The sequence below is a fragment of the Pelagibacterium lacus genome, assembly GCF_003345525.1.
GTDB lineage: Bacteria > Pseudomonadota > Alphaproteobacteria > Rhizobiales > Devosiaceae > Pelagibacterium > Pelagibacterium lacus.
On record NZ_QQNH01000005.1, the window covers coordinates 82,691 to 101,809 of the forward strand.

At 65.3% G+C, this 19,119-nt stretch carries 14 protein-coding genes; 3 read left to right on the forward strand and 11 right to left on the reverse strand.

The features are described from left to right. Positions 1–32: 32 nt before the first annotated feature. The 7 genes from DVH29_RS05420 to DVH29_RS05450 form a co-directional block, all read right to left on the reverse strand. Complete coding sequence (locus tag DVH29_RS05420) at positions 33–2,120, reverse strand: methyl-accepting chemotaxis protein (protein WP_245944889.1); 2,088 nt, start codon at positions 2,118–2,120, stop codon at positions 33–35. 182 nt (positions 2,121–2,302) lie between these two features. Further along, positions 2,303–2,725 carry a F0F1 ATP synthase subunit epsilon gene (locus DVH29_RS05425; RefSeq protein WP_114645144.1) on the reverse strand — a complete coding sequence of 141 codons (423 nt, stop codon included), beginning with the start codon at positions 2,723–2,725 and terminating at the stop codon, positions 2,303–2,305. Positions 2,726–2,786: 61 nt separating this feature from the next. Beyond that, entirely contained in the window at positions 2,787–4,226 is a 1,440-nt protein-coding gene (gene atpD / locus DVH29_RS05430) for a F0F1 ATP synthase subunit beta (protein ID WP_114645145.1), read from the reverse strand. Positions 4,227–4,244: 18 nt separating this feature from the next. Further along, on the reverse strand, positions 4,245–5,129 hold the full coding sequence (locus DVH29_RS05435; protein ID WP_114645146.1) for a F0F1 ATP synthase subunit gamma: 885 nt from the start codon (positions 5,127–5,129) through the stop codon (positions 4,245–4,247). Positions 5,130–5,165: 36 nt separating this feature from the next. Beyond that, complete coding sequence (gene atpA, locus DVH29_RS05440) at positions 5,166–6,698, reverse strand: F0F1 ATP synthase subunit alpha (RefSeq protein ID WP_114645147.1); 1,533 nt, start codon at positions 6,696–6,698, stop codon at positions 5,166–5,168. Then, entirely contained in the window at positions 6,698–7,258 is a 561-nt protein-coding gene (locus tag DVH29_RS05445) for a F0F1 ATP synthase subunit delta (RefSeq protein ID WP_114645148.1), read from the reverse strand. Before DVH29_RS05445 ends, atpA begins: the two co-directional genes overlap by 1 nt. Before the next feature lie 233 nt (positions 7,259–7,491). Beyond that, the gene (locus DVH29_RS05450; protein WP_245944890.1) at positions 7,492–9,696 is read right to left on the reverse strand and encodes a primosomal protein N'; all 2,205 of its coding nucleotides are present in this window, start codon (positions 9,694–9,696) and stop codon (positions 7,492–7,494) included. Between the two features lie 70 nt (positions 9,697–9,766). Here DVH29_RS05450 and DVH29_RS05455 point away from each other — a divergent pair, with 70 nt between their 5' ends. The 3 genes from DVH29_RS05455 to DVH29_RS16490 are packed head-to-tail and all read left to right on the forward strand — an operon-like array spanning position 9,767 to position 12,775. Beyond that, the gene (locus tag DVH29_RS05455) at positions 9,767–10,696 is read left to right on the forward strand and encodes a tyrosine recombinase XerC (protein WP_114645149.1); all 930 of its coding nucleotides are present in this window, start codon (positions 9,767–9,769) and stop codon (positions 10,694–10,696) included. Between the two features lie 59 nt (positions 10,697–10,755). Beyond that, entirely contained in the window at positions 10,756–11,733 is a 978-nt protein-coding gene (locus tag DVH29_RS05460) for a DMT family transporter (RefSeq protein ID WP_114645150.1), read from the forward strand. A 16-nt stretch (positions 11,734–11,749) separates the two neighbouring features. Next, positions 11,750–12,775: a hypothetical protein gene (locus DVH29_RS16490; RefSeq protein WP_114645151.1), complete on the forward strand. Its 1,026-nt coding sequence runs from the start codon at positions 11,750–11,752 to the stop codon at positions 12,773–12,775. Positions 12,776–12,855: 80 nt separating this feature from the next. Here DVH29_RS16490 and lpdA read toward each other — a convergent pair whose 3' ends face one another. The 4 genes from lpdA to DVH29_RS05485 form a co-directional block, all read right to left on the reverse strand. After that, positions 12,856–14,259 carry a dihydrolipoyl dehydrogenase gene (gene lpdA / locus DVH29_RS05470; protein WP_114645152.1) on the reverse strand — a complete coding sequence of 468 codons (1,404 nt, stop codon included), beginning with the start codon at positions 14,257–14,259 and terminating at the stop codon, positions 12,856–12,858. A gap of 31 nt (positions 14,260–14,290) precedes the next feature. Beyond that, entirely contained in the window at positions 14,291–14,680 is a 390-nt protein-coding gene (locus tag DVH29_RS05475; RefSeq protein ID WP_114645153.1) for an MAPEG family protein, read from the reverse strand. 93 nt (positions 14,681–14,773) lie between these two features. Then, positions 14,774–16,042: a 2-oxoglutarate dehydrogenase complex dihydrolipoyllysine-residue succinyltransferase gene (odhB, locus tag DVH29_RS05480; protein WP_114645154.1), complete on the reverse strand. Its 1,269-nt coding sequence runs from the start codon at positions 16,040–16,042 to the stop codon at positions 14,774–14,776. Between the two features lie 68 nt (positions 16,043–16,110). Beyond that, positions 16,111–19,098, reverse strand: a complete 2,988-nt coding sequence (locus tag DVH29_RS05485; RefSeq protein ID WP_114645155.1) for a 2-oxoglutarate dehydrogenase E1 component — start codon at positions 19,096–19,098, stop codon at positions 16,111–16,113. Positions 19,099–19,119 lie beyond the last annotated feature (21 nt).

Consider the following 19,119-nt stretch of genomic DNA (forward strand, 5'->3'; position numbering starts at 1 on the left):
CACGCCCATCAAGGGCGCGCCGTGTCACATGTTCAGAACTCGCTCCAATCGGCGTCGACCGCCGCATTGCCATTGGCGAGATAGGCGCTGGCCGCCTGCCGAACCTTGCGCTGCAGGCCCCGGGCATCGGCCGATGCCGGCGCCAGCGACGCCCTCGCCTCGGCCGGATTGGCCGGCGCGAACGCGGTGCCCGCATCGATCCGGAAGATGTCGACGATGCGGTCGAGCGCGGTCGCCTGTTCCTCGGTCTGGGCGATCGCCGCATTGGTCTCCTCGACCAGCGCCGCATTGTGCTGGGTCATCTCGTCCATCTGCCGCACCGCGGCATTGACTTCCTCGATGGACGATGCCTGTTCGCGGCTGTCATTGGCGATGGCCTGCATCTGCGCGGTGTTGGCCCGCGCCGCCTCGAGCATGGCGGCCAGCTTTTCCGCCGCCTGCGCGACGAGCTTGGAGCCGCCATCCACCTCGCTGGCCGACTGCTCGATCAGCGCCTTGACTTCCGAGGAGGCCTCCGCCGCCGATTGCGCCAGCCTCCGAACCTCGACGGCGACCACGGCAAACCCCTTGCCCGCTTCGCCGGCCCGCGCCGCTTCCACCGAAGCGTTGAGTGCCAGGAGATTGGTCTGGAAGGCGATGTCGTCGATCATCTTGATGATGTCGGAGACCTTGGCCGAGGAGGTGGTGATCCGCGCCATGGCGGCGGTGGTCTTTTCCATCACCTCGCCGCCCTCTTCGGCCGAGCGGGTGACCGAGGCAGCGGTCTGGGAAGCGTCCTGGGCCCGCTTGGCGTTTTCCATCACCGTGGCGGCCAGTTGCTCCATGGCCGCCGAGGTCTCCTCGATGGTTGCGGCCTGGCGCGTGGTGCGCTCGGAAAGGTCGTTGGCGCCCGAAAGGATTTCCCCCGTGGCAGTCTTGAGCGTGCGCGAGGTGCCGCGCAGTTCGATGACGATGTCGCAGAGCTTTTCGGCAACCGCGTTGGTATCGGATTTGAGCTGGGCGAAGGCGCCCTGATAGTCCCCTTCGACGCGGCGGGTGAGATCGGTCTCGGCCAGCGCGCCGAGCACCGAGCCGGTTTCCCGCAAGCCGCGATCAACCGTCTCGACCAGAGAATTGACGGAGCCCGCCAGCCCGTTCAATTCGGCATCGGCGAAGCGGGCATCGACACGGCGCGTGAAGTCGCCGGCGATCGCGGCGTCGACCACATCGCCGAAGGAGGCCTGCAATTCGCCCATCATCGTGCGGCGCGCCTCCTCGTCGGCAATGATGCGCGCGGCTTCCGCCTCGGTCATCTGCGCCACCTTGCGGCCATTGTCGCGGAACACTTCGACGGCGCGGGCCATCTCGCCCACCTCGTTGCGCCGGTCGGTATAGGGCACCTCGACATCGAAGGCATTGCCGGCGATCCGGCCCATGACCTGCGACAGCACCGGGATCGGGCGCGCGATGAGGCGCGCGGCGAGGATCGACAGAACGCTGATCGCCAGCACCGCCACGATGCCGACGATGAGCAACAGGTTCATCGTGTCGGTGACGACCGCGGCAATGGCCTCCTGGCCGACCCCCACATAGAGCAGTCCCAGCACATCGGTGCCCGAGAGATAAGTGATCGGCTGGTAGACGGCGAAATAGGAGCGCCCGGCCACTTCGGTCTGGGTATAGACCGCACCCTGCTCGAGAACCTGGCGATGCAGGTCGCTATCGGCCGCGATGGGCTCCTGGATGATCGGATTGCCATCGGCGTCGGTCATCGAGGTCGAGACCTGGTCGAACCGCGCCCCCTCGGCGTTCCAGGCGAAGATGGCCGCCGTTTCCCCGGTGACGCGAGCGATCGAATTCATGACGTCGTCATTGTAGAAGCGGGGCATGACCCAGGTGCCGACCTGATCGATGCTGCCATCCTCGGTCCAGTCGACCTGGATGCCGCCCATGCCCCCCACAATGGTCGCGGCGGACCGGATATTGTTCTGCTGGCTCTGGAAGGCGACCTCATCCTGATTGGCCGAGAGATTGATATAGACCGCCGCAACCACCGCGGCGACCGACAGCACCACGGCGCTGACCACCATCGCCGCTATCGTCGTGGTCATGGGCACGCGCCCCAGGATTCTGCTGGTCAAGCCCTTCATTCCGCCCGCTCCTTTAAGACGAATTCGTTCATCCTCTCCCCCGAGGAGGGATTGGGAAAACTACGCAAAGTTGATTAATTCATCGTTGCCGATGTGAGGGAGCCGGAAACGAAAAAGGGCGCTCCTGGCGCCCTTTGGTCTCGTGTCGCTGGTGGGGCCTGTCAGCCCGACGATCAATGCACCGTCGAGGACAAGGCCGCGCTTTCGAGCAGCAGGTTCTTCCAGATATCGAGCCGGTTCTGGGCGGTCTGCTTGTCCTCGATCTCGCTCGCGGCGTCGAGCGCCTTCTGCGCCTCGGCGATGCGGGCCTCGATCTCGGTGCGGCCGAAATCGCTGGCCGGGCGGGCCTCCTCGGCGAGGATGGTGACGCCGGCATCGGAAATATCGGCAAAACCGCCGCCGACAAAAAAGCTCCTGGCGCTTCCCGAGGTATCGGTCACCGTCACGAAGCCGGGCTTGAGCGTGGTCATGAGCGGCGCATGCGGGCCCAGGACGGTCAGATAGCCTTCGGTGCCCGGCACGGTCACCGAGCGCGCCTCGGCACTCAGCACCAGCACTTCGGGCGATACGATTTCGACTTTGACGCCTTCGGCCATGTCCCTGTCCGTTCTTCAAGCATTGGGAAGAGGTGCGGGCCCAAAGGCCCGCACGCCGTCATCAGGCCGCTTCGGCAGCCAGCTTCTGGGCCTTCTTGACCGCATCGTCGATGGTGCCGACCATGTAGAAGGCCTGTTCGGGCAGATGGTCGTACTCGCCGGCCACCAGGCCCTTGAAGGCCTTGATGGTGTCTTCGAGCTCGACATAGATGCCCGGGGTATTGGTGAAGGCTTCGGCCACGTGGAAGGGCTGGCTCATGAAGCGCTCGATCTTGCGGGCGCGGGCCACGGTCAGCTTGTCTTCTTCCGAGAGCTCGTCCATGCCCAGGATGGCGATGATGTCCTGGAGCGACTTGTAGCGCTGCAGGATTTCCTGCACCGAACGGGCCACTTCGTAGTGCTCTTCGCCGATGATCTGGGGATCGAGCATGCGCGAGGTGGAGTCGAGCGGGTCGACGGCCGGGTAGATGCCCTTTTCCGAGATGGCGCGGTTCAGCGTCGTGGTGGCGTCAAGGTGCGCGAACGAGGTCGCCGGCGCCGGGTCGGTCAAGTCGTCGGCCGGCACGTAAATGGCCTGCACCGAGGTGATCGAGCCCTTGCTGGTGGTGGTGATGCGCTCCTGCAGGGCGCCCATGTCGGTCGCTAGCGTTGGCTGATAGCCCACGGCCGAGGGAATACGGCCGAGGAGAGCCGACACTTCCGAACCCGCCTGGGTGAACCGGAAGATGTTGTCGACGAAGAACAGCACGTCCTGGCCCTTGTCGCGGAAGTCCTCGGCGATCGAAAGACCGGTGAGGGCAACGCGGGCACGGGCTCCCGGGGGCTCGTTCATCTGGCCGAACACCAGGGCGCATTTGGACCCTTCGGTCGAGCCGTCGTGTTCCTTGGGGTCCTTGTTCACCCCCGATTCGATCATTTCGTAATAAAGGTCGTTGCCTTCGCGGGTCCGCTCGCCCACGCCGGCGAACACGGAATAGCCGCCATGGCCCTTGGCGACGTTGTTGATCAGTTCCTGGATCAGAACCGTCTTGCCCACGCCGGCGCCGCCGAACAGGCCGATCTTGCCGCCGCGCGCATAAGGGGCCAGCAGGTCGATGACCTTGATGCCGGTGACCAGAATCTGCGCTTCGGTCGCCTGGTCGACGAATTCGGGAGCCGGCTGGTGGATCTCGCGCCGGGCGGTGGTCTTGATCGGGCCGGCCTCGTCGATCGGCTCGCCGATCACGTTCATGATGCGGCCCAGCGTCTCGTCGCCGACCGGCACGGAGATGGCTTCCCCGGTATCCTTCACCTCGACGCCGCGGGCCAGACCTTCGGTCGTGTCCATGGCAATGGTCCGCACGGTGTTCTCGCCCAGATGCTGCGCTACTTCGAGCACCAGGCGGTTGCCGTTATTGTCCGCTTCGAGCGCGTTCAGAATGGCCGGCAGGTGGCCGTCGAAGGTGACGTCCACAACGGCGCCCATAACCTGGGAGACGCGGCCGATTTTGTTGTCTGCCATTGGTCTTGGTCCTTACGTCTAGAGCGCTTCGGCGCCCGAAATGATTTCGATCAGTTCCTTGGTGATCTGGGCCTGACGCTGGCGGTTGTAGCTGAGCGTCAGCTTGTTGATCATCTCACCAGCATTGCGGGTCGCATTGTCCATTGCCGACATCTGCGCGCCGAAGAACGAGGCGTTGTTCTCGAGCAGCGCGCGGAAGATCTGCACGCTCACATTGCGCGGCAGCAGGTCTTCGAGGATGGCTTCCTCGTCGGGCTCATAGTCATAGATCGCCGAGCCGGACTTGATCTCCTCGCTTTCGCCCTTCTCGAACTTGGCGGGAACGAGCTGCTGCGCGGTCGGGATCTGGCTCACCACCGACTGGAAGCGATTGTAATAGAGCGTCGCCACGTCGAATTCGCCGGCCGCATACATGGCGAGGATCTTTTCGCCCAGTTCCTGGGCCGTGCCATAGCCGAGTTGCTTCACGTCGCGCAGGGAAACCTGCTCGACGATGTTCTTGGCGAAACCGCGCTTGAGGATATCCGCACCCTTCTTGCCGACGGTGAGGATCTTGACGGTCTTGCCCGCGCCCAGAAGCTTCTGGGCGTGATCGCGCGCCAGGCGCGCGATCGAGGAGTTGAACCCGCCGGCCAGGCCACGCTCGCCGGTCGCCACCACGAGGAGGTGCGTCTGATCCTTGCCGGTGCCGGCCAGAAGGGCCGGGGCGTCGGGACGGCCCTCATAGGCGGCACCGAGGCCGGCCAGCACCTTTTCCATGCGCTCGGCATAGGGGCGGGCCGATTCGGCGGCATCCTGGGCGCGGCGGAGCTTGGCCGCCGCGACCATCTGCATGGCCTTGGTGATCTTCTGGGTCGACTTGACCGAGTTGATCCGGTTTTTGAGGTCTTTCAAAGAGGGCATTGCGCCGAAGGCTCCTTGTCAGCCGGGGTGCCGGACTTAGGCGGTGTAGGTCTTCTTGAACTCGTCAAGCGCCGACTTCAGGCGATCCCTGATGCCGTCCGAGAGCGCCTTCTCCTTGGCGATGTCGCCCAGGATATCGGCATGCTTGGACCGCAGGCTCGACAGCAGCGCCTTCTCGAAGGGCTGCACGCCGCGCACCGGCAGATCGTCGAGATAGCCATTGACGCCCGCATAGATCACCGCGACCTGTTCCTCGGTCTTGAGCGGCGAGAACTGCGGCTGCTTCAAGAGCTCGGTCAGCCGGGCGCCGCGATTGAGCAGGCGCTGGGTGGCCGCGTCGAGGTCCGAACCGAACTGGGCGAACGCCGCCATTTCGCGATATTGCGACAGCTCGCCCTTGATCGAACCGGCCACCTGCTTCATCGCCTTGACCTGGGCCGCCGAGCCCACGCGCGACACCGACAGGCCGACGTTCACCGCCGGACGGATGCCCTGGAAGAAGAGGTTGGTCTCAAGGAAGATCTGGCCGTCGGTGATCGAGATCACGTTGGTCGGGATATAGGCCGAAAGGTCGTTCGCCTGGGTCTCGACGACCGGCAGCGCGGTGAGCGAACCGGCCCCGTGGCTGTCGTTCATCTTGGCGGCGCGCTCGAGCAGGCGGCTGTGAAGATAGAACACGTCGCCCGGATAGGCTTCACGTCCGGGAGGACGACGCAGCAGCAGGCTCATCTGGCGATAGGCCACGGCCTGCTTGGACAGGTCGTCATAGGCGATCACGGCATGCATGCCGTTGTCGCGGAAATATTCGCCGATGGCGCAGCCGGTGAAGGGCGCGAGGAACTGCATCGGCGCGGGGTCGGACGCGGTCGCGGCGACGACGATGGAATATTCCAGCGCGCCATTGTCTTCCAGCATCTTGACGAACTGGGCGACGGTTGAACGCTTCTGGCCAACCGCGACATAGACGCAATAGAGCTTGTCGTTCTCGCGGTTTTCCTGATGCGCGGGCTTCTGGTTGAGGAAGGTGTCCAGAATGATCGCGGTCTTGCCGGTCTGGCGGTCGCCGATCACCAGTTCGCGCTGGCCGCGGCCGATGGGGATGAGCGCGTCGATGGCCTTGAGGCCGGTCGACATGGGCTCATGCACGGACTTGCGCGGCAGGATGCCCGGCGCCTTGACGTCCACCCGGCGGCGCTCAGTGTATTCGATCGGGCCCTTGCCGTCGATCGGATTGCCCAGCCCGTCGACGACGCGGCCCAGAAGGCCTTTGCCGACCGGGGTGTCGACGATCGAGCCGGTGCGCTTGACGGTGTCGCCTTCCTTGATGTCGCGGTCGGACCCGAAGATCACGACGCCGACATTGTCGGCTTCCAGGTTGAGGGCCATGCCCTTGATCCCGCCGGGGAATTCGACGAGTTCGCCGGCCTGCACCTTGTCCAGACCGAACACGCGGGCGATGCCGTCACCGACCGAGAGAACCTGACCGACTTCGGAAACCTGCGCTTCCTTGCCGAAATCCTTGATCTGGTCTTTGAGGATCGCGGAAATTTCCGCAGCCTTGATATCCATTAGCTGACCCCTTTCATGGCGATCTTCATGGCCGAAAGTTTTGTCTTGAGGGAGGTATCGATCATCTGGCTTCCGACCTTGACCACGAGGCCACCGATCAGGCTTTCATCGACACGCTTAATCAAAGAAACATCCTTGCCGATCTTGTCCTTGAGGACCCGGGCAAGTTCCTTTTCCTGGGCATCGGTCAACGGGGCGGCGGACACCACTTCCGCGCTCACTTCGTTGCGCGCCTCGGCGGCGCGGCGCTTGTATTCGGCGATGATCGCCGTCAGCGCGAACAGCCGGCCGTTCTGCGCCACGAGCTTGAGCGTATTGCCCACCAGCTCCGAGGGCCGGGCCTTTTCGAGAATGGCGTTGAGCGCCGCGCTCTTGGCATCGGTCGTTATGGTGGGACTGACGAGAAACCGGGAGAAATCGTCCGAGGATTCGACCAGCGCGGCAATGGCGTCGAGGTCCTTCTCCGTCGCTTCGACGGCATTGGTTTCCTGCGCCAGCTCGAACAGCGCCGACGCATAGGGACGCGCGATCTGGAACAGAACGGATCGTGTTGCGCTCAAGCCTTTGAACCCCGCTGCTTGCCCCGCCCTTTATCGTCGTCATCGCCGATAGACCGGCGCGGCGGCATGTTTTGATTTCAACTTAGTCGGATCGGACAGGCGGCCGCAGATCGGGCTGCCCACAATTTCCGGGGTGGCCTTACCACGGCCAAACCAGCCACGCAAGCGCATCACGGCCAAATTGGGGCGTCGCAAATGTCGCATTCGTCACACGGGCGGACACGCCGCCCGGATCAGTAAAAACTCATCGGATCGATATCGACCTGAACCCTGAGATTGCCGCTGGCCGAAGGCCCGGTGTCGAGCCAGAACCGGACATAGCCCGAGAGGTCGAACTCCTTAGGACTTTGGACCAGGATACGGATGCGGTGCCGCCCCCGCACCATGGCCACCGGCGCATCGGCCGGCCCGAAGCGCCGCACCCCTTCGGCGAGGGGCGCCGCCGCCATAAGGGCGCGCGCGAAACCCATGGTCTCGCCATGCTCATTGCCCGAAACGATCAGCGCTGCCAGCCGCCCGAACGGGGGCAGGCCGCCCTGCCGGCGCACCGCCAGCTCATGGGCATAGAAGCCCTCGCGATCCCCGGTGATCATGGCGCGCATCACCGCATGGTCGGGATGGTAGGTCTGGAGATAGGCCTTGCCCGACCGCGATTCCCGGCCGGCCCTTCCGGTCACCTGCGTGAGCACCTGGAAGGTCTTTTCCGCGGCGCGCGGGTCCCCATGCGCCAGTCCCAGATCGGCGTCGATCACCCCCACGAGGCTGAGCTTTTCGAAGTGGTGGCCCTTGGCCACCAATTGCGTGCCGATGATGATGTCATATTCGCCGCGGGCGATCTCGGCGAAGCGGTCGCGGATCTGGCGCATGGAGCCCATGTCCGACGAGAGGACCACGGGCCGGGCGCCGGGAAAGCGCGTCGCCACCTCCTCGGCGATCCGCTCGATGCCCGGCCCCACCGCCACCAGCGAATCGGTCGCGCCGCAGGCACCGCACACCTCGGGGGCCCGTTCCTCATGGCCGCAATGATGGCACATGAGCACGCCGCGAAACCGGTGCTCGACCAGCCAGGTCGAACATTCGGGGCATTGATATTGATGTCCGCAGGCCCGGCACAGGGTCAGCGGCGCATAGCCCCGCCGGTTGAGGAACAACAGCGCCTGCTCGCCGCGATCGAGCGCATCGAACACCGCCCGCGCCAGGCGCGGCGCGATCCATTCCCCCTTCTCCGGCCCCTCGGTGCGCATGTCGAGCGCCGTTATGTCGGGCAGTGCCGCGTCGGCGAACCGGCTTTCGAGCCTGATATGGGCGTAGCGCCCGGTATCGGCATTATTGCGCGATTCGACCGAGGGGGTGGCCGAGGAGAGGATCACCCGCGCGCCGGCCAGCGAGGCCCGCACCACGGCCATGTCGCGGCCGTGATAATTGACCCGGTCGGCCTGCTTGAAGGCGCCGTCATGCTCCTCGTCGAGGACCAGCAGGCCCAGTTCGCGGAAAGGCAGGAACAGGGCCGAGCGGGCCCCGATCACTGCGCGAACCTCGCCGGTCAGCACGCCGCGCCACACCCGGGCCCGCTGCACCGGGGTCATTTCCGAATGCCATTCGGCGGCCCGATGCCCGAAGCGCTTCTCGAAGCGGTCCAGAAAGGTGTGGGTGAGGGCGATCTCCGGCAGGATGATGCCCACCTGCCGCCCCTGGCGCAGGCAATCGGCCACCGCCTCGAAGAACACTTCGGTCTTGCCCGACCCGGTGACCCCATCGAGCAGGGCGACCGAAAACCCGCCAGTGTCATGGGCGCGAATATGGTCGAGCGCCGCCTGCTGCCCGTCCGACAGCACCGCCGGCGCGAAATCGGGCTCCGGCGGCAGGACCGGTGGCGGCGCCGGCATTTCGACCTGCACCAGCGTGCCGGCCTTGACCAGCCCGTCGATCACCGCGTTCGAGACGCCCGAGGCGCCGACAAGGGCCGGCCGCGCCCAGGGGTAGCCGTCCTCCATCACCGAAAGCACCCGCGCCCGCGCCTCCGTCATGCGCTCGGGTTCGGGACCGCCGCGCTTGTACGCAATGATCGGGCGCGGCGGATCGAGCGCCTCGCGGCTGCGCAGCGCGCCGCGCAACACCATGCCCGGCTGGGCCAGCGTGTAGCGCGCCACCCAGTCGATGGTCCGCAACAGCTCCTCGGACAGCGGCGGCACGTCGAAGACATGGGCAATGTCTTTCAACCGGTTATGGGCGAAATTGTCCCTGGGCTCGCCCCAGACCACCCCCAGGGTGGGCCGGGGCCCGAGGGGCACCACGACGATCGCGCCGCGCGACACCGCCATTCCCTCGGGCACCCGATAGGAATAGGGCCCGTCCACGGCGACGGAAACCATGACAGCGACGATGGGGCCGAGTGAGGTCATGCACAGGAACGAATAGGGACCAAACCAGCGCACCATAGGCGAGTTCTTCGATTCGGCCAGCCTCTTCTTGTCGGCTTGCTAACCTTCCCGCGTTAGACTCCCCTTCATGACCGATACCGGATTTGCCATTGCCGCCCCCTTGCGCGCCCATATCACCGATTGGCGCCGCGAACTCGAAACCGCCCGCCGGCTGTCGCCCAGAACCTTCGAGGCCTATGGACGCGATCTCGACCAGTTCATGGCCTTCCTCGCCCGCCATATGGGCGGCCCGGTGACCCTCGACGATCTCAGGAGTCTGCGCCCGGCCGATCTGCGCGCCTTCCTCGCCGACCGGCGCCGGCGGCAGGCCGGGTCGCGGACCCTGGCGCGCAGCCTTTCGGGCATCAAATCCTTCTTCACCCATCTCGAGCGCAACGATGTCCTGGCGCTGGAAGCCCTTTCGGTGATCCGCACGCCCAGGCTGCCGCGCACCCTCCCCAAGCCCCTGACGCCGCTGCAGGCCAAGGCGGTGATTCCGCATATACTGGAAGATGAGGACCGGCCCTGGGTCGCGGCCCGCGACGCGGCGGTGGTCGCGCTGTGCTATGGCGCAGGGCTGCGGATTTCCGAAGCGCTGGCCCTCACCCGGTCAGACCTCGATTCGGCCTCCCTGAGGATCACCGGCAAGGGCAACAAGGTGCGGCTGGTGCCGCTGATCGCCCCAGTCCGCGCCGCCATCGAGGATTATCTGAAACTCTGCCCCCATGCTCTTGCGGCCGACGAGCCGATGTTCAGGGGCATCAAGGGCGGGCCGCTCAACCCGCGCCTCATCCAGTCGCGGATCGAAAAACTGCGGCGTGCCCTTGGCCTTCCCGCCTCGGCCACGCCGCACGCCCTGCGCCATTCCTTCGCCACCCATCTTCTGGCCAAAGGCGGCGACCTGCGGGCTATCCAGGACCTTTTGGGACACGCCTCGCTCTCGACCACCCAGATCTATACTCATATCGATTCCGAGCGCCTGCTCGACGCCTATCGCGCGGCCCATCCCCGGCGCTAGCAACTGGCTCCAATTGAGCGATGGCGTTGGCCGCGGAGCGGATATAGTGTGCGCGCATCATGCGCACGCCACTTGCCCTTCCTTCCAATGCCACTTCCGACCGGGAACAATGGGTCGGCCTGGGCCTTGCCGCCCTGGGGGCCGCCCTGTTCGCCAGCAAGGGCATTTTCGTCAAACTGGGACTGGCCCACGGCTTGGATGCCCTGACCATGCTGGCCTGGCGCATGCTGCTCGCCGTGCCGGTCTTCGCCTTTGTCGGTGTGCTGGCCTATCGCGACCGCCGGCGCGGCAAGGGCCGCCATGCCGGCCAGCCGGTTCCCCTCCCCGCCATCCTCGGGGCAGCGGCGATCGGCGTTCTGGGCTATTATTGCGCCAGCTTCCTCGATTTCCTCAGCCTCGACCGAATCACCGCGCAGCTCAACCGGCTGGTATTGCTCACCTATCCCTTCATGGTCCTCGTCTTGGGCGCCATCCTGTTCCGGCGCCACCTGTCGCTGCCGGCCATGGGAGCGGCGGGGCTCGCCTATCTCGGCATCGCCGCCATCTTCGCCCAGGATCTGGCCATCGAGGGCCATGGCGTGCTGGCCGGAACCCTGCTCGCCCTGGGCAGCGCGCTGGCCTATGCGCTCTACCAGCTTTACGCCAAGCCGCTGATCGACCGGCTCGGGGCCCGGCTATTCACCGCCATCGCCATGTCCGCGGCCGGCCTCCTGGTCCTGGCCCATTTTGCCCTGACCCGACCCCTCGCCAGCCTCGCGGTGGACGGAGAAGCCATCCTCATCCTGGCCGGCCTCGCCTTTGCCGCCACGGTCGCGCCCGCCTTTGCCATCTCGACGGCGATCGGCACGCTGGGCGCCGAGCGAACGGCGGTTTTCGGCAATATTTCGCCGCTGGTCACCATCGTGCTGGCCATCATCGTGCTGGGCGAGCCGTTCACGCCGCTGCATGGCGTCGGAACCGCTCTGGTGTTTTGTGGAATTTTACTGTTCACTCGACTGACAAGACAGCCGGGTAAGCGCGAAAAGATCGCATACTGAAAAAGGGACGAGATCCATGACTAAAACCGGATTGTGGCTGGCCAGTACCGCGCTGGCGCTTTCGCTGGCGCTCGCCGCGCCAGCGCAGGCCCAGGACATCGACTTCGGCGACGATGCCAGCACCTGGGCCAATGACGGGCAATGCGACGACCCACGCTTCGAGGGGCCGGGCGCGGCGGCCTTTCTGAGCCCGGTCGACGAGATGCACGACGCGACCGACTGCCAGGCGGCCTTCGAGGCCGGTGACATCACCCTCAAAGCGCCCGACGCCACATCGGGCGCGACCGTCGCCCCCGCCGCCGGTGTCGAGGAGAATGCCGAAATCGATTTCGGCGACGATTCCGGCCTGTGGGCCAATGACGGCGAATGCGACGACCCGCGCTTCGGCGGCGGGCTGGCCAGCCATGAAGGCGCCGATGCCAGCGATTGCCGCGCCGCCTACGAGGCCGGCGAAGTCACCTATTCCGGCGATGCCGGCAGCGCGGCAACCGCCCCCGGAGATATCGATTTCGGCGACGATTCCGGCACCTGGGCCAATGACGGCGAATGCGACGACCCGCGCTTCGGCGGCGCCCTGCAAAGCCACGAATTCGCCGACGCCAGCGACTGCCGCGCCGCCTATGAGGCCGGTGAAGTGACCTATTCCGGCGGCGGCAGCGGGTCCTATCCCATCGTCATCGACGGCATCGATTTCGGCGATGATTCCGGCTCCTGGTCCAATGATGGCGAGTGCGACGATCCGCGCTTTGTCGGCACCGGCGTCGGCGTCGCTCTCGACGACCACGAAATGGCCGACGCCACCGACTGCTCCACCGCCTACCAGAACGGCACGGTGGAACTGGGCGATTCCTCAGCCAATTCGGGCGATTTCCGCATCAATTTCGGCGATGATTCCAGCGCCAACGCCTTTGACGGCATCTGCGACGATCCGCGCTTCCAAGGGCGTGGCGGAGCGATGGAACTGCGTGACGCCAACATGATGGCCGACGCCACCGATTGCCGCGCCGCCTATGACGCCGAGACGGTAACCTATAATCCCTGATTTCCGGGGGATATGAACCAGAAGGGCCGCATCCTCGCCGGATGCGGCCCTTTTTCATGCAATGCGAGGACTATGTCGGGTCAGATGTGGATCGACCCGTCGCCGAGCCCCATTGCCGCCTCGCGCACCGCTTCGCTCATGGTGGGATGGGCGTGGCAGGTCCGGGCGAGATCCTCGGCCGAGCCGCCGAACTCCATCAGCACCGCGGCCTCGTGGATCATCTCGCCGGCGCCCTTGCCCACGATATGGCAGCCCAGGACCCGGTCGGTTTCCTTGTCGGCGAGGATCTTGACGAAGCCCTGGCTGGCCAGCATCGCCTTGGCCCGGCCATTGGCGGTAAAGGGAAATTTCGCCGCCTTATAGGCAATGCCCTCGGCCTTGAGCTCTTCCTCGGTCTTGCCCACCGAGGCCACTTCGGGGCTGGTGTAGACGACCCCGGGGATGACGCCGTAATTGACGTGACCGGCCTGTCCGGCGAGGATTTCGGCCACCGCGACGCCCTCATCCTCGGCCTTGTGGGCCAGCATGGGGCCGGCGATCACGTCGCCTATGGCGTAGATGCCGTCGATATTGGTCTTGTACCGCGCGTCGGTGACCACGCGGCCGCGCGGGTCGCGGGCGATGCCGGCCTCATCGAGCCCCAGCCCCTCGGTGAAGGGAACCCGGCCGATGGCGACCAGCGCCACGTCGGTTTCGAGCAGGGAAACCTCCCCGCCCGCCGCCGGCTCGAGGGTGGCGACCAGCCCGTTCTCGGTCTTTTCGATATCGGTGACCTTGGTGCCGAGCTTGAAGTCAAACCCTTGCTTTTGCAGCATTCTCTGGAACTGTTTGGCAACATCGAGATCCATGCCGGGCAGGATGCGGTCGAGGAATTCGACCACCGTCACCCGCGCCCCGAGCCGCGCCCAGACCGAGCCCAGCTCGAGCCCGATCACCCCGGCGCCGATCACCAGGAGATTGGCGGGAACCTTATCGAGCTTGAGCGCGCCGGTCGAGGTGACGACCCGCTCCTCATCGATCTCGATGCCGGGCAGACCGGCCGAAACCGAGCCCGTGGCAATGACGATATTGGTGGTCTCGATCTCGGTCTCGCCCGCCTCGCCGGCCACCTTGACCCGGCCCTGCCCGAGGATGGCGCCAGTGCCCCTGAAGGCAGTTATCTTGTTCTTTTTGAAGAGATATTCGATGCCGCCGGTATTGGACGCCACGGTGTCGTCCTTATGGGCCATCATGGCCGAAAGGTTGAGCGTCGGGGTCCCGACCTCGACCCCGAGCTGGGGCAGAGTGTGCCCGGCTTCCTCGAACATTTCCGAGGCGTGCAGCAGGGCCTTGGAGGGGATGCAGCCGATATTGAGGCAGGTGCCGCCAAAGCTCGGCCACTTCTCGACCACGGCGACTTTCATGCCCAGCTGGGCGGCGCGAATGGCGCAGACATAGCCCCCCGGCCCTGTTCCGATAACGGTGAGATCGAAGCGTTCGGCCATTAAATCATTCCTTTGAAATCAAATGCTTACGTCAGATGACGAGCCCGATCAGCATGGCGAGCAGCCCCAGGCTCCCCAAGGCGAACGCCGCCGAGCGCCAGCGGGGAACGCCTTGGATATAGAGCGGGATATAGGCGATGCGGGCAAGGATATAGAGCCCGGCACCCGCCTGCGTCAGCCCGTCCGAACCGTCGGAAACCACCACCGCCAGCGCCAGGGCGACAAAGGCGGGATAGGTCTCCAAGTAGTTGGAAAGCATACGCTTTGCCCGCCCGGCCTTGCCGGTCAATGGCTTGTTCTCGTCGCGCGGACCGGTGTTGTACTCCGGCCCGTATTCCCGGTTGAGCAGGATGGACTGGATGCCGATCTGGGCGAACAGAACCAGCACGGAGGCGGCGATCATCCACAGTTCGAAGCTCATTTCCACTCCATCCGGCCGCGGCGAACATTGGTCAAAAAAGCGGCCTTGAGGTCAGTCATGCGGCGCCAAGCGCCCTGACAATGCGCATTCCCACTACAGATCGAGCACCAGACGCTGGGGATCTTCCAGACTCTCCTTGACGCGGACGAGGAAGGTGACCGCTTCCTTGCCGTCGACGATGCGGTGATCATAGCTGAGCGCCAGATACATCATCGGGCGGACGACGACCTGCCCATTGACCACCACGGGGCGCTCCTGGATCTTGTGCATGCCCAGAATGCCCGACTGGGGCGCGTTGAGAATGGGGGTGCTCATCAGCGAGCCATAGACCCCGCCATTGGAGATGGTGAAGGTGCCGCCCTGCATGTCGGCCATGGAAAGCGCGCCATCGCGCGCCGCCTTGCCGAGCCGGGCCACGTCCTTTTCGATCTCGGCGATGGTCATCTGGTCGGCATCGCGCACCACGGGAACGACGAGGCCCTTTTCGGTGCCCACCGCCACCCCGATATGGGCGAAGTTCTTGTAGATGATGTCGGTGCCGTCGACCTCGGCATTGACCGCCGGGACTTCCTTGAGCGCATGCACCACGGCCTTGGTGAAAAAGCCCATGAAGCCGAGCTTGACGCCGTGCTTTTTCTCGAACAGGTCCTTATAGGCGCTGCGCAGGTCCATCACCGGCTTCATGTCCACCTCGTTGAAGGTGGTGAGCATGGCGGCGGTGTTCTGGGCATCCTTCAACCGCCGGGCGATGGTCTGGCGCAGCCGGGTCATCTTGACCCGCTCCTCGCGCGAGCCGTCCTCCGCGCTGGAGGGCGCCCGGACCTGCGCCGGGGCGGCGGGCGCCGCAGCCAAAGCGGCCGGGGCCGAGCCGGTATCGATGGCCTTGAGCACATCCTCCTTGAGGACCTGGCCGCGCTTGCCCGAGCCCTCGACGGACGCAGGCTCGATGCCCTTTTCGGCCATCATCTTGGCGGCCGAGGGGGCGGGGGGCATGGTGGAAACGCCAGCCTTGTCGGCGCGAGCCCTGGCGGCGGCCGCCTCAACGGCCATTTCCTCCTGATGGCTGGTCGGGGCCGGCTGGGCGGCCTGCGGCCTGGGGGCCTCCTCGGCCTTGGCCCCGGCGGCGCCGGCCGCGATCACCGCGATCAGCGCGCCGACCTCGACAGTATCGCCCTCATTGACCGAGATGGCTTCGAGAACGCCCGAAACCGGGGCGGGCACCTCGATGGTGACCTTGTCGGTTTCCAATTCGACGATCGGCTCATCGGCGGAGACGCTGTCGCCGGCCTTCTTGAACCACTGGCCGATGGTGGCTTCGGTGACGCTTTCGCCCAGGGTGGGGACGCGGACTTCGGTGGACATCTCTGGTATCCTTGCTTGTGCTCGTCATCGTCCGGCCACGAGGGGCCGGAGCATCAATTCGGTTGCGGTCAGGCGAAGGCCTCGTCGAGGAAGGCCTGCAATTGCGCCACATGGGTGCGCATCAGCCCGGTGGCGGTCGAGGCCGAGGCCGGCCGGCCCACATAGCGCGGCCGGTCGCCCGGACGGCCCATCTGCTCGAGCACCCATTCGATATAGGGCTGAACGAAGGACCACGCGCCCATATTCTTGGGCTCTTCCTGGCACCAGACCACATCGGCGTTCTGGAACCGGCTCAACTCGTCGATCAGCGCCTTGGCCGGGAACGGGTAGAGCTGTTCGAGCCGCATGAGATAGACGTCGTTGACCCCGCGCTTCTCGCGATCTTCCAGAAGGTCATAATAGACCTTGCCGGTGCAGATCACCACACGGCGGATCTTGTCGTCGCCGGCCAGGTTGATGTCGGTCTTGGGCATGCCCGGCGCTTCCGCATCGTCCCAGAGCAGGCGATGGAAGAAGGTGTCGGCCCCCATCTCGTTGAGCCCGGACACCGCCCGCTTGTGGCGCAGCAGCGATTTGGGCGTCATGATGACCAGCGGCTTGCGGAAGTCGCGCTTCATCTGCCGCCGCAGGGCGTGGAAGTAATTGGCCGGGGTGGTGCAGTTGAGCACCTGCATGTTGTCCTCGGCGCACAATTGCAGGAAGCGCTCCGGACGGGCCGAGGAATGCTCGGGGCCCTGCCCCTCATAGCCATGCGGCAGCAGCATGACGAGGCCGGACATGCGCAGCCATTTGCGCTCGCCCGAGGAGATGAACTGGTCGATCACCACCTGCGCGCCGTTGACGAAATCGCCGAACTGGGCCTCCCAGATGGTGAGCGCGCTGGGCTCGGCCAGCGAGTAGCCATATTCGAAGCCGAGCACCGCCTCCTCGCTCAGCATGGAGTTGATGACCTCGTAGCGGGCCTGTCCGTCGCTGAGATTGTTGAGCGGGGTGAAGGTGGCCTCGGCCTCCTGGTCGTAGAGCACCGTATGGCGCTGGCTGAAGGTGCCGCGCTCCACGTCCTGGCCCGAAAGCCGCACCGGATGGCCCTCGTCGAGCAGGGCGGCGAAGGCCAGCGCCTCGGCGGTGGCCCAGTCGACGCCCTCGCCCGAGGTGATGATCTTGCGGCGGTTGTCCATGAAACGCTGCACGGTGCGATGGACGGCAAAGCCCTCGGGCACCGCGGTCAGCCGTTCGCCCAGCGCTTCGAGTCGCTCGACCGGCACGCCGGTGATGCCGCGGCGCGGCCCGTCGACCTCGGCCAGCTTGATGTTCTTCCAGGCGCCGTCGAGCCAGTCGGCCTTGTTGGGACGGTAGTCCTGGCCGGATTCGAACTCGATCTCCAGCGTGGCGCGCCAATCGGCCTTGAGGGTGTCGAGCTCATCGGCGCTGAGGATGCCCTCCTCGATGAGCTTGGCGCCATAGATGTCCAGCGTCGATTTGTGCGAGCGGATCGCCTTGTACATCAGCGGCTGGGTGAAGCTGGGCTCGTCGCCTTCATTGTGGCCGAAGCGGCGGTAGCAGAACATGTCGATGACCACCGGGCGCCCGAATTTCTGGCGGAACTCGGTGGCGATCTTGGCGGCATAGACCACCGCCTCGGGATCGTCGCCATTGCAGTGGAACACCGGCGCCTCGATCATCTTGGCGACATCGGTGGGATAGGGCGAGGAGCGCGAGAAATGCGGCGAGGTGGTGAAGCCGATCTGGTTGTTGATGACGAAATGGATCGACCCGCCGGTGCGGTGCCCCTTGAGCCCGGAAAGCCCGAAACATTCGGCGACGACCCCCTGCCCGGCAAAGGCGGCATCCCCGTGCAGCAGCAGCGGCAGCACCGCCGAGCGGTCGGTGTCGCGCGTATCGGCGACGAAGCGCCCGTCGACCGCCGAGAGCTGGTCCTGCTTGGCGCGCGCCTTGCCCAGCACCACCGGGTTGACGATTTCGAGGTGCGAGGGGTTGGCGGTGAGCGAGAGATGCACCTTGTTGCCGTCGAACTCGCGGTCCGAGGAGGCGCCCAGGTGATATTTGACGTCGCCCGAGCCTTCCACGTCATCGGGATAGAAGGCGCCGCCCTTGAACTCGTGGAACAGGGCGCGGTGCGGCTTGCCCATGACCTGGGTCAGCACGTTGAGGCGGCCGCGATGGGCCATGCCGAGCACGATGTCCTTGACCCCCAGCGCCCCGCCGCGCTTGATGATCTGCTCGAGCGCCGGGATCAGCGATTCCCCGCCATCAAGGCCGAAGCGCTTGGTGCCGGTATATTTGACGTCGAGATATTTCTCGAAACCCTCGGCCTCGACCAGCTTGTTGAGGATGGCGCGCTTGCCCTCCGGGGTGAAGCTGATCTCCTTGTCCGGGCCCTCGATGCGCTCCTGAATCCAGGCTTTGGCCTCGGGATCGGAGATGTGCATGAACTCGATGCCCAGCGTGCCGCAATAGGTGCGGTTGAGGATTTCGAGCATTTGCGGGATGGTGGCGAATTCCAGCCCGAGATAATTGTCGATGAAGATCTGGCGCCCGTAATCGGCTTCGGAAAAGCCATAGGCGATCGGATCGAGCTCGGGGGCTTCCTCGCGGTTTTCGAGCCCGAGCGGATCGAGATTGGCATGCAGGTGCCCGCGCATGCGATAGGCGCGGATCATCATGATGGCGTGGATGGAATCGCGGGTCGCCTGCATGACGTCATGGGACGACAGGGTCTCGCCCTCGGCCTCTGCCTTTTCGGTCACCGCCTTCTGGGCCTTGACGGCGATCTCGCCCCAATTGCCGTCGAGCGCCGACACCAGCTCGCCATTGGCCGAGCGCGGCCAGTCGCGGCGCTGCCAGCTGGGGCCCTCGGCGTTCTGCCGCACCGTTTCGGGGGTATCGGAGAGATTGTCGAAGAACTCGGCCCAGCTCGGATCGACGCTTTTGGGATCGGCCTGGTAGCGTGCATACAACGCGTCGATGTAATCGGCATTGCCGCCGTAAAGGAAGGAGGTGAGGAGGAACGCCTCGTTCTGATCCTGTCGTGCCATGTCGCTCTCGGTTCGGGGGAC

Coding starts and splice junctions, on each gene's coding strand:
- DVH29_RS05460 (WP_114645150.1), top strand. CDS start 10,756: ATGCGCACGCCACTTGCCCTTCCTTCCAATGCCACTTCCGACCGGGAA.
- DVH29_RS05455 (WP_114645149.1), top strand. CDS start 9,767: ATGACCGATACCGGATTTGCCATTGCCGCCCCCTTGCGCGCCCATATC.
- atpA (WP_114645147.1), bottom strand. CDS start 6,698: ATGGATATCAAGGCTGCGGAAATTTCCGCGATCCTCAAAGACCAGATC.
- DVH29_RS16490 (WP_114645151.1), top strand. CDS start 11,750: ATGACTAAAACCGGATTGTGGCTGGCCAGTACCGCGCTGGCGCTTTCG.
- odhB (WP_114645154.1), bottom strand. CDS start 16,042: ATGTCCACCGAAGTCCGCGTCCCCACCCTGGGCGAAAGCGTCACCGAA.
- lpdA (WP_114645152.1), bottom strand. CDS start 14,259: ATGGCCGAACGCTTCGATCTCACCGTTATCGGAACAGGGCCGGGGGGC.
- DVH29_RS05475 (WP_114645153.1), bottom strand. CDS start 14,680: ATGAGCTTCGAACTGTGGATGATCGCCGCCTCCGTGCTGGTTCTGTTC.
- DVH29_RS05425 (WP_114645144.1), bottom strand. CDS start 2,725: ATGGCCGAAGGCGTCAAAGTCGAAATCGTATCGCCCGAAGTGCTGGTG.
- DVH29_RS05450 (WP_245944890.1), bottom strand. CDS start 9,696: ATGGTGCGCTGGTTTGGTCCCTATTCGTTCCTGTGCATGACCTCACTC.
- atpD (WP_114645145.1), bottom strand. CDS start 4,226: ATGGCAGACAACAAAATCGGCCGCGTCTCCCAGGTTATGGGCGCCGTT.
- DVH29_RS05435 (WP_114645146.1), bottom strand. CDS start 5,129: ATGCCCTCTTTGAAAGACCTCAAAAACCGGATCAACTCGGTCAAGTCG.
- DVH29_RS05485 (WP_114645155.1), bottom strand. CDS start 19,098: ATGGCACGACAGGATCAGAACGAGGCGTTCCTCCTCACCTCCTTCCTT.